The organism is Tahibacter caeni, from assembly GCF_024609805.1.
Classification (GTDB): Bacteria; Pseudomonadota; Gammaproteobacteria; order Xanthomonadales; family Rhodanobacteraceae; genus Tahibacter; species Tahibacter caeni.
The window spans coordinates 1-10,281 of the sequence record NZ_JANFVR010000167.1 but is presented as its reverse complement, the minus strand read 5'-3'; the positions used below and the strand labels follow the sequence as shown (position 1 = coordinate 10,281).

General features: G+C 72.0%; 2 protein-coding genes. Both read right to left on the bottom strand.

Going from position 1 to position 10,281, the window contains the following annotated elements:
* Positions 1-9,362, bottom strand: a 9,362-nt coding sequence (locus NON22_RS14410) for a CARDB domain-containing protein (protein ID WP_257387641.1), incomplete at its 3' end; no start/stop codon positions are given.
* Between the two features lie 28 nt (positions 9,363-9,390).
* Positions 9,391-9,681, bottom strand: coding sequence for a hypothetical protein (locus tag NON22_RS14405; RefSeq protein WP_257387640.1), 291 nt, complete (start codon positions 9,679-9,681; stop codon positions 9,391-9,393).
* Between the last annotated feature and the right edge of the window lie 600 nt (positions 9,682-10,281).

The following is a 10,281-nucleotide window of genomic DNA, read 5'->3' as shown; positions in this document are numbered from 1 at the left end:
GTGCCGTCGACCGCGACGCGGCGCTCGGCGCGGCTCTCGTTGCCGGCGCGGTCGCGCACGCGCAGGCGCAGGCGGTAGTCGCCGTCGGCTTCGGTCACGGTCCAGCGGCCGAGCTCGGCCGCCTCGACCGCGCCGTTGCCGCTGGCCAGCAGCGGGCCGCTGTCGCTCGTGCCGGGCAGGAGCTCGATCTTGTAGCTCTCGAACTGTGCATCCGTCGCCGTGCCGGCGATGCTGACGGACGCGCCGCCGCGCGGCAGCACGCTGTGTTCGATCGGCGCGGTCAATGCGGCCTGCGGGGCCATGGTGTCGAGCACGAAATTCCGTTCGACATCGCTACGATTGCCGGCGCGGTCCTGGGCCTGGATCGCGATGCGATAGTCGCCGTCGGCGCGGCCGCTCAGGGTCGCCAGGGTCTGCACGCCGCTGCCGCCGCCGGCGAGCTGGGCCTGCACGGCACCGCCTGCGGCGAGCAGGCGCGCATCGAAGCGGTCCGGATACGGTTCGTCGATGCGGAAGGTCACGGTACCGGCAGCGCCGGTCACGTCGCCGGCCGGCGTGAGCACGCTGACTTGTGGCGCCTGCGTATCCAGCACGGCGGCGAGCAGTGCGGTTTCGCGCAGTTCTGGCGTGGTTGCGGACTGCGCGACGACGTCGATCTGGTAGCTGCCGTCGGGCAGGCCGCTGCCGTTCCAGTCCAGCCGCGTCGTGCCGGCCGGCATCGGCGTGGCCTGTGCGAGGGTCGCGACGACGGCGCCGCCGCCGTCGCGGATGCGCAGATCGACGAGCGCCGGCGCAAGCAAGTCGATGCGCAGCTCGCTGCGATCGAGGCGGCCGTCGTCGTTCGGCGAGAACAGCTCGGGCAGCAGTTGCGCGCGGACGAGCAGGGTCAGCGGCGTCGGCGCGGCGAACGGCAGGCTGACCTCGCTGCGGTTGCCGAAATCGTCGTCGGCGCTGAGCCGGTACTGGCCGGCCTGCTGCGCGGCGCCGCGGCTCCAGCGGCCGAGCACGGCCGGCTGCGGCACCGCTTCCTCGCCGTGGCCGACGAGCTCGACGCCGCCGCCGCGTTCGACCGCGAGCTCCCAGTACGGCTGCGACGATGGAAAACTGGAAAAGTGCGCATCCGTCACCGTGCCGCTGATCGCCACGACCGCGTCGGTCGGCACGGCGCCGGCGACGGGGGCGGTGATCGCGAGGGACGGCGGGGTGGAGTCGACGTCGACGAGGTAGTACGAGGTCAGGGTCCAGCCGCAGGCGTCCTCGGCCTGTACGCGGATCAGGTAATAGCCGTCGGCTGCCGGCGTGCCGGCGATGCGGCCGTCCCAGCTCAGCGCGAACGCGCCGCTGACGCCATGGCCTTCGCCGATCGAGGCGAGTTCGTTGCCGAGGTGGTAGCTGGTCTGGCCGATGTCGTTCTGCAGCAGCGCGACGACGCTGGCGCGGTAGTCCAGGGTCTCGCGCGCGACCAGCGGGATCGTGACCTGGCGAAAGCGCGGCGCTCCGTTCGTGGACAGGCCGAGCAGCGGCGGCCGCGGATCGGGCAGCGGTTCGCCGGCGATGCGCGGCAGTACCACGCTGAGTCCTGCCGGGAAGCTGTCGAGCGCCGGCTGCGCTGCGCCGCCTGCGCCGAGCTCGACGCGGCTGTCGAGGTAGAAACGACGGTTGCTGCAGACGACGGCGCCGGACGCGTTCGTGCCGCGCAGCTGCGCGTCGACCTGGCCGTTGAGCATGAGCACGGCGGGGCCGCCGGCCGTCAGCTCCTGCACGCCGCTGCGCTGCGATGCCGACTGCCAGCCCTCGCACTGCCCGAACTGCAGCAGGCTGCTGTCGTCGATACAGGCCTCGCTGCCGTCGTTGTCGGTCGAGGCCACCGTGAACTGATAGGCGGAAGCCGAGTCGCTGCGCAGGTCGAAGGTCACGCGCAACGCGGGCTCTTCGTAGCGGTCGCGCGCGGCGCAGACGCGGCCGCCGCCGGCCGGCGACTCCAGTTCGACCAGCGGCGCGTCGTGGTCGACCTCCACGGCGCCGCCGTAGAAGTAGCTCGCCGTGCCGCGCCGGGCGTTCGCGTACGTGCGGTAGTCGCCTTCGGCCATCGCCGCCGTGCCGACCGTGTGCCGGCGCTGCCAGATCCAGCCCGAGGACGGTTGCGTGTCGTTGCCGGGGGGCGTTTCGTCGAGCACGACCTGCGCGCCGTCGACGCCGGCGAGAGCGAGGTCGTAATGGTCGGGCACGCCGTCGGTCAGGCCGGCGACGAACTGCAGCTGTCGAGTCGGTATGCCGCTGCAGCGCTCACCCAGCACGGCACTTGCTGCGAACTCCAGCGGCGTGCCGTTCGGCGGCGCGCCGTCGCCGAGGTCGCAGCCGACGAACGCGGGATCGGTGGACAGCAGCCGCCCGCTGGCCTGCACCAGATTCGCGCTGTAGGCCGGGGCGCGCGCGAAGCCCAGCGCCGCCGGCGAAAAGCGGAAATAGGCATGCCGCGCGTTGTGCGCGAGCGGCCGCAGCATGCGGTAGTCGCCTTGCCGCAGGGCTTCCTTGGTCTCGGCCAGGCGCAGCTGCAGATCCTGCGCGACGCCGTCGTAGCTGACCGGCACGGCGATCTGCACCTGGTCCGGTTGCAGCGACAGCAGCTCGAGCAGTTCCGGCGCCTGCGGCGGAACCAGCGAGGTCGGGCTCTTGCCCGGACACAGTACGACGGGCTCGCCGAGACCCTTGATCAGTACATGCAGCTGGTCGCCGTAGAGGCGGCTGCCGTCGGCGCGGATGCCGACGGCGCGCAGGCGCCGGTCGGCGCCCTGCGGCAGGGACTGCAGCGGCAGGTGCAGCTCGAAGCCGCGGTCGCCGTACTCGAACGCGAACGGCGGCAGGGTGCCGGGCAAGGTCGCGAACACGCTCCAGTCGCCGGGGCGCTGCGCATCGGCGATCTCGATCTGGACAGCCGCGAACCCCGGCGTGCCGTCCTGCAGCCAGAGGCGGAAATCCTCGGGCCGATCGATCTCGATGGCGTTGGGCGGGAAATCCGCGGGGTAGGTGATCGGTCCGACGCTCGTGGCCGGAAACAGCTGTCTGGCCTGGCAGGTGCGCCTGTGGTCGTCGCAGATGGCGAACAGCAGCTGCTCGACCGGAGCGCCGAACTCGCGTGTCGCGCGGTTGCCGGCCCAGTCCTCGGCGATCACGCGCACGCTCTTGCCCGCCAGGCCGGCGTAGCCGTTGCGCAGCAGATCCCCCTGGATGCTCTGCGGCGTCTCGATCCAGCTGCCGCCGCCGGTGTCGCGCAGTTCGTAGCGCCGGTCCGTGCCGTGGGCGTCGCTGACCTGTGCGCCGAAGCTGAGGACGCCGATGTATCCGGACGATTCCGCTCCCTCCGGCGCCGGCATGTTGGGCTGCTGCAGATAGCCGTCGACGACCGGTGCGAGCGTGTCGACCACGACGCGCATTTTCTGTCCTTCGACGTCGATGCTGTAGTCGCCGTCGGGCTGCAGTTGGCCGGCGTCGTCGCGGCCGTCCCAGACGAAGTCGTGCGTGCCGGCGGCGAGCACGCTGCTCTGCTCGCGCACGACCGTGCCGAGCGCGTTGCGCACGCGGACGCGGATCTGCGCTGCGGCGACACTGCGGAAATGCACGCTTGCGGTGTCCTTGGCACCGTCGCCGTTCGGCGAGAAATAGCGCGAATCCAGACCGACCTCGACGACCGGCGAGCCGAACAGCGACAGCGCCGAGGCCGCGCGCGTGGTCGCATTGCCGGCCTTGTCGACGACGGTCAGACGGACCAGGTAGTGGCCCGGTTCCGGCGGCACCCAGCTCAGGAATTCGTCGCCGAGCACGGGCTCGTTCTGCGGCGGCGTGATCGCATGCCATTGCGTCGGCGCCGAGGGCAGTGCCCAGTCGAGCTGGTAGTAGGCGAAATTGATGTCGGCGGCGACGCCGCCGAGCAGCACGGCGCGCTCGCTGCTTTCGGCCTGCAGCAGCGCCGACAGATTGGCCAGCGCCGAGAGGCTGCGTTGCGTCGGTGAATCGCCGACCAGCAGACCGGCGTCGTCGGCACTGATCGCCGGCCCGTTCGTGGCGACCGCATCGGCGTAACGCCAGGGCTGGGCCGACAGCCGGCCGTCGTAGCCATAGCGGCCGTCGGTCGCGAACGCGCCGCCGTCGCGCAGGCGCAGGCGTGGCTGCAGATCGGCCGGCAGGAGATCGGCGGTCTGCGTCGCGGCGAGCCGCCTGTTGCTGCCGTCGTCGACGTCGACCGCGAATGCTTCGAGCGTCGCCGGCGCATGGCCGAAGCAGCGGCCGATCTCGCATTCGACCGGACCGATGTAGTGACTGGCCATCAGCACGACGGCCGTGCGCGTCGCGGGATCGAACCACTGCATGCGCCGGTCTGTCGTGGACCAGAGCGCACCGGCGCAGTTGGTGTGTGCCTGGTCGCAGTCCTCGCCGCCGTACAGCGTGTCGGCGCGACGGTGCTCGCCGCCGAAGCGCTCGGGGTCCGGTCCGAGATCCAGCGCCGGATCGGTCGCCGGCAACTGCACGTTCGTGCGCACGGCGCCGTCGCGCGTGCGGATCTCGACGCGGCGCGCCGCCGCATCGATCAGCAGCAGGCTGTCGTCGGCGCTGATCCACTGCGCCTGCAAGGTCGGCAGGTGGCCGGGTTCGGCCAGCGCGGCGAAGTTCAGCGCCTGCGGCGTGCGCTGCAGCAGCGGGGTCTCGACGCCGGTGTCGGCGTTGAACACGTGCAGCGATTCGGCCGTTTCAGCGTAGCGGCTGACGATCGCGCGCGTGCCGTCCTCGTTGAGCACGAAGCTCAGCAGCTGGCCGGCTTCGGCGAGCGGCAGCGCGACGACAGGGCGGTTCGCATCGAGCGGCGCATACCACTCGGGCCGCTGTTCGCTGCCGCCCTGGCGCCAGACGTAGGCGCCGTGCGTATAGAGGCGCAGTCCCGCGGCGTCGTCCGGCAACGTGCGGAACGGCGTCTTCACGCGCGTCTGCAGATCGTAGACCTGCAGGTTCGGCAAGGTGCCGGCGAGCACGCGGTTGCCGTCGAGGAATCGTGGCCGCTGGCGGCGATAGGAATTGGCGTAGTCGACCGCATCGGCGTCGAGCACGAAGACCTGGTCGGTCTGCTCGGTCGCGGCGACGGCGAGCTGATACTGGCTGCCGCGTTGCAGGTAGAACGCGATCCAGCGGCCGTCGGGCGAGAACTGCGCGGCGTCGATCGTGTCGAGCGCTCCGCTGGCCGGCTCCAGATGCTCGCCGACCCAGCGTGCCGAGACCACGGCCGTCAGTGCCGGCCGCACGGTGCTGGTCCGGTACAGGCCGAGTATCGGATTCAGCGGATCGGCGGAACGGGTGAGCGCGAACAGCGTGTCGCGCGTGGCCGGCGTCGGCGGTGGTTGCCACCAGCCGGCGGACGGCGGCAGCTTCGCGTCACCGAGCAGTGGGCCGCCGAGCGCGGCCACGAGACTGCTGCGGTCGGTGTCGACGGTCAGCGGCAGTTCGGCGCGGCGCTGGTCTGCGGCCCAGAGTTCAGCCACGTAGACGCCGTCGGCGACGATGCGTCCGCGGTCGTCGCGGCCGTCCCAGCTCAGCTGGCCGCTGTCGCCGGCGGCCACGTCGTCGAAGCGGCGCACGGCGCGGCCGGACGCGTTGCGCACGACGACGTCGAGGCGACCGGGCGCCGGGCGCGCGAAGAACAGCGCGGTCTCGTCGCGCACGCCGTCGCCGTTCGGCGAGAAATAGCGTTCGCTCGCGTAGAAGCCGGATTCCTGCAGCGCCAACGGCAGTATCGCGAGATTGTTCTGCTCGCGGTTCTCGCGCACGGCGCCGCCCGCATCGGCGACGAGCGTCAGCTGGCGCGCGCCGGGTTGCAGGCCGAAGGTCCAGTTCCAGGTCAAGGTGGTTTCGGCGCCGGCGGCGAGCTCGGCGACGGCCTGGCCGGCGTCGACGGCCACGCCGGTTTCCTGGCTGCCTTCGTAGAGGCGCACGACGAAGTCGCGCGCGGTCTGCGAGCCGAGGTTGCGCACGACCGCGCTGACCTGCAGCGGCGCGCCGTCGGCCGGCTGGCTCGGCAGCAAGGTCATCGCCGCGCTGGACACGGCGACGTCGGCGAACGGCAGCACGTTGACCGTGCGCAATACGAGGTTGTTGCCCTCGTCGGCTTCGGCGATCTGCTGGTCCGCGTCGGCGACGACGTAGATGCCGGTGTCGCCGGCGAGATCGAGGTCGGCCACGTCGAGCACGACCTCGGTCTCGGCCTGGCCGGCGAGCGCCGGCACGGCGGTCTGGCCCAGCCGCGCGCCGCCGCTGCGCGGATCGCTCGCGAACAGCGCGACCGTCGATGTGCCGGCGGCCTCGTAGCCGAGATTGCGCAGGCGCAGGCGCAGCTGCAGCGGCTGGCCCTGCAGTGCCGGGTTCGGCGCGAACTGCAGGCTGTCGGCGATGATCGCCAGATCGCTGCCGCCGCCGGGCGCGACGGTGAACGGCAAGCTCGCCGTGTTATTGCTCTCGTCGGTCTCGGCGATTTCGCCGGCCGCATCGAGATCGACCTGCAATGTCGCCGCGCCCGCTTCGCGCGCACGCCAGTAGACGCGTCGCTCGAGGGTCTGGCCCGCGTCGATCGCGACGTGGCCGTCGAACAGGACGTCGTCGGTCGCGTTCTGCCGCACGCCGACGCGTAGCGGCGCCGCCGCCACCGCGACCGTGCCCCGGTTGCGCAGCTGCACGCGCAGGCCGACGTCGCGGCCCTGCGTCGGCGCGCCGTCGGACAGGCTCAGGTCGGTCGTGCGGACCTCGAGATCGACGCTGGGACCGAACGGCAGCAGCCACTGCGCCGCGTTGTTGGTCTCGCGCGCCTCGGCGATCGCGTTGTCGGGGTCGGCGACGAGGCGCAGGCGCAGGGTCTGCGCGAACGTCGCCGTGAAGCTCAATTGCAGCGGCGCCGCGCCACGCGCGGGCAGGGCGATGGTGGTCTCGGCCAGCGGTTGCGCCGGCGTGCCGTCCGCATACAGCACGAACCGCGCCGAGGCGAGCGGCGTCGCGCCGAGATTGCGTGCCTCGCCATTCAACGTGACCGTCGCCGGCAGCTGCGCGATCGCGGCGGGATCGAGCGTGAAGCGGTTCGCGTCGACGGCGATGTCGGCCTGCGCCGGCGCCGCGTCGACGACGAGCGGGATCGCAACGCGGTTGTCGTTCTCGTTCTGCTCGGCCACGCCGTCGTCGGCATCGAGCTGCAGCCAGAGTGTCTGCGCGCCGCCGCGACCGCTGCTGTCCCAGGACTGCTGCACGGTCGCGCTCGCGCCGGCGGCGAGTTCCGGCAGAAGCTGATCGCCGCCGATGCGCTGGCCGCCGTGATCCGGGTCGCCGTCGTACCAGCGTGCGATCGTGGCGGCGGCAGCGCGATTGCCGCCGTTGACGATGCGCGCGCGCAGCTGCACCACGTCGCCGTCGATCACGGGCGACGGGGTGATCACGACCGTGCCCTGCAGCGCGAGGTTGGCCTTGTTGTCGAGCAGCTGGGCGAGCGCGGCGCGTGCGGTCAGGTAGACGCTGCCCTGCCAGTCGCCGGCGCTGCGCTGGGCGTCGATGACGTAGTCGCGCGCATTGCCGGCGGGGCCGGCCGCCAACGGCAGGCGGCCGACGAGGTGATAGAGCTCGATCGTGTCGGCCAGCGCGCTTTCCACGCCGCCGGTGCCGGTATCGGCGAACGCGCCGTCGGCGCGCTGCCGGCCGGCGATCCACTGCGTCGCGGCGTCGCGGATGAGCAGATGCTCGGGCTGCGCCGAGGCGGCGAACAGCCGCGCCGCGCGCAGGGTCGGCAGCAGCCGGCCGCGGCCGCCAGTGCCGGCGGCGAAGCTGCCGTCGCCGTTCTGCCGGCTGCCCAGCTGCAGCAGCGCACGGCGTACGCTGTCCGTGTTCGCATCGCGCTGGACCAGTGCCTCGGCGATACCCGCGGTGTCGAGGTTGGCGTCCTCGAACCCGGGCGCGATGCCCCAGCCGCCAGCCGCCGACTGCGCAGCGAGCAGCGCGCTGGTGTCGGTCTGCGGATCCGCGAGCAGCTTCCAGGTTTGCACATCGTGCGAGCCGGGCTGCTGCGCGGCGAGCCAGCTGCGCGCGCCGGCGAGGCCCGGCCACGACGGAGCGGCCTGCTGCAGCAGCTGCAGCGCGGCGGTCGTGTCGCGCACGGCGGTCGCGTCGCGGTCCTGCCAGTGCCCGTCGGGCTGCTGGCGCTGCTGTATCCAGGCCACGGCCGCGGCCACGCCGGGCGGCGCGGCTGCCGGATCGCTGCCGGTCAGCACCGTGGGCAGCTGCGGCGCCGCGGTCTGCAGCGGCTCGTTGAACAGGCGTATCGACGCGCGGCCTTCGGTGACCTGGTTGAAATACTGCTGCAGGCGCGTGCGTGCGTTCTCGAGCGCGGCCACCGTCGTCGCCGGCACGTTCTCGCCGGGGCGCTTGAGCAGGATCAGCGCGGCGCGGAAGTCCTTCGGCGAATGCGCGGCGTCGGGAACGCGCGGCCCTTCGGCGGCGATGATCTGCTCGATGCTGACGGTCTCGCCGCTGCCGCCGCTGACCGCGCCGAGCCGCGGCAGGTCGGTCGCCGCGCCGTCGCCGCCCTGGATCAGGGTCATCGGCGGGACTTCGCCCGCCGCGGCGAAGCCGGCCACGTAGAGGTCGAGCGCGCTGTAGCGCTGGCGCACCGCGATGCTCTCGTAGCGGCCGTCGTCGCGCCGGCGCCAGTCGGCGCCGTACATCAGCGAGGCGTCGCTGTCGAGGAAATAGCTCCAATGCGACCCGTCCTGGCCGAGCAGTGCATGGCTCGTCGCACCGCCGCCGCTGCGGTAGCCGAGCCACGCTCCCCAGCGGTGCATGACTTCGTGAGCGAAGGTCTTCAGCAGATCCCGGTTGTGCGGTTCGCCGGCGACGAACGAATAGCGGCTCATCGCCGCCATGTCGACGTAGCCCTGCAGCCGCGCGGCGCTGCCGAACTGCTGGCCGAGATCCAGCGGCGGCCGGCCTATGCCCTGGGTGTCGTTGCGCAGCAGGTTGTGGAATGCGAGCGCGTTGCCGGTCTCGAATTCGAACGTCGTGAACACGACGAGGAAGTCGTAGCGGTCCGGATGCGTTTCAAAGAAGCGCCGCGCGACGGCCATGCGCGGCGCGTCGTTGCCTTTGCCGTAGTCGCCGTCGAGCTCGATGACGGTGACGTTGCCGATGTCGACGGCGGATCCGGCCGCGGTCGACGCGGCCTTGGACTGCGCGGCGGCCGGATCGGGAATGTGGACGCAGTCGTCGGCGGCGGTCGCGGCGGCGCAGAGCAGGGTCAGCGCGGCGACGGCGGCGCGCGGCGGCAGGCGAGGGCGGCGTGTCGGCATCGTGAGCATCCTTGCGGTTCCGGCGCGCTCAGCGCTTCGGCAGCGGAATCAGGCGGAAATCGAGGTCGGGCTGCGGTACGGGCGGCGTGCCGTGGCGCCGGTCCAGCGCCGCGAAGTCCACCGTGGCGCCGGCCTGCACGCCGACGTTCAGCGCGCCGCCGCGGCCCGGCAGGGCTCGCGCGAACACGGCTTCGTTCGCGCGCACGTCGACCAAGCGCCAGGGCGTGTCCGCGAGCCGTTCGCCGCTGCGGTAGCGCTGCAGGCTGCCGTCGGGTGCGGCGAGGACGACGGCTTTCGCGTCGCTCGCGAGCGCAACCACGGTGTACGGCTCGGCCGCCGCCGCAGCAGCGCCGAGTGCAGATAATGCAAAAACCAATTTTATAAAATTTCTCACGATGCCGTCCCGCCCGGACCGGTCGCGGTCGTCTCGAAGCGGATGCGAGCAGCTGCGGCTGCCGGACTTCGAGACGGACGCGATGCGGCCGTTACGTGATCACTGCCGACGGCGGCACCGCGTTCAGGAGGCGCGGCGGGACGTCGTGCAGGCGCCGAGTCCATGGCGTCTGCGCCGCATCAGGGCGGCGGCGTAGCGGCTGACTCAGGATTCCCCGGCGCCGAGCATAGCCCGGTCTCGTGCAATTCGTGAAATATCCGTGACGGTGCACATGCCGCAAAACGCGCGACGGCTGCATCCGTGCCAGGGCGTACGTTCGATCGATTCTTCAACTCGATCGCATAAGCCATTCTGGAAATTTGGTTTTGACGGCCGGCGACGGTGACGCGACCGCGGCGCGAAACGGCGGCCGCCGGCGATCCTGAACGACGCATTCGCCACGACGATGCGCGGCGGCGCCGTCCGCCTGCGCCGATTCGCCGCACCCGGCCGGGCGCCGCCGCCGGCGCCGCGCCCGCGGCGTGG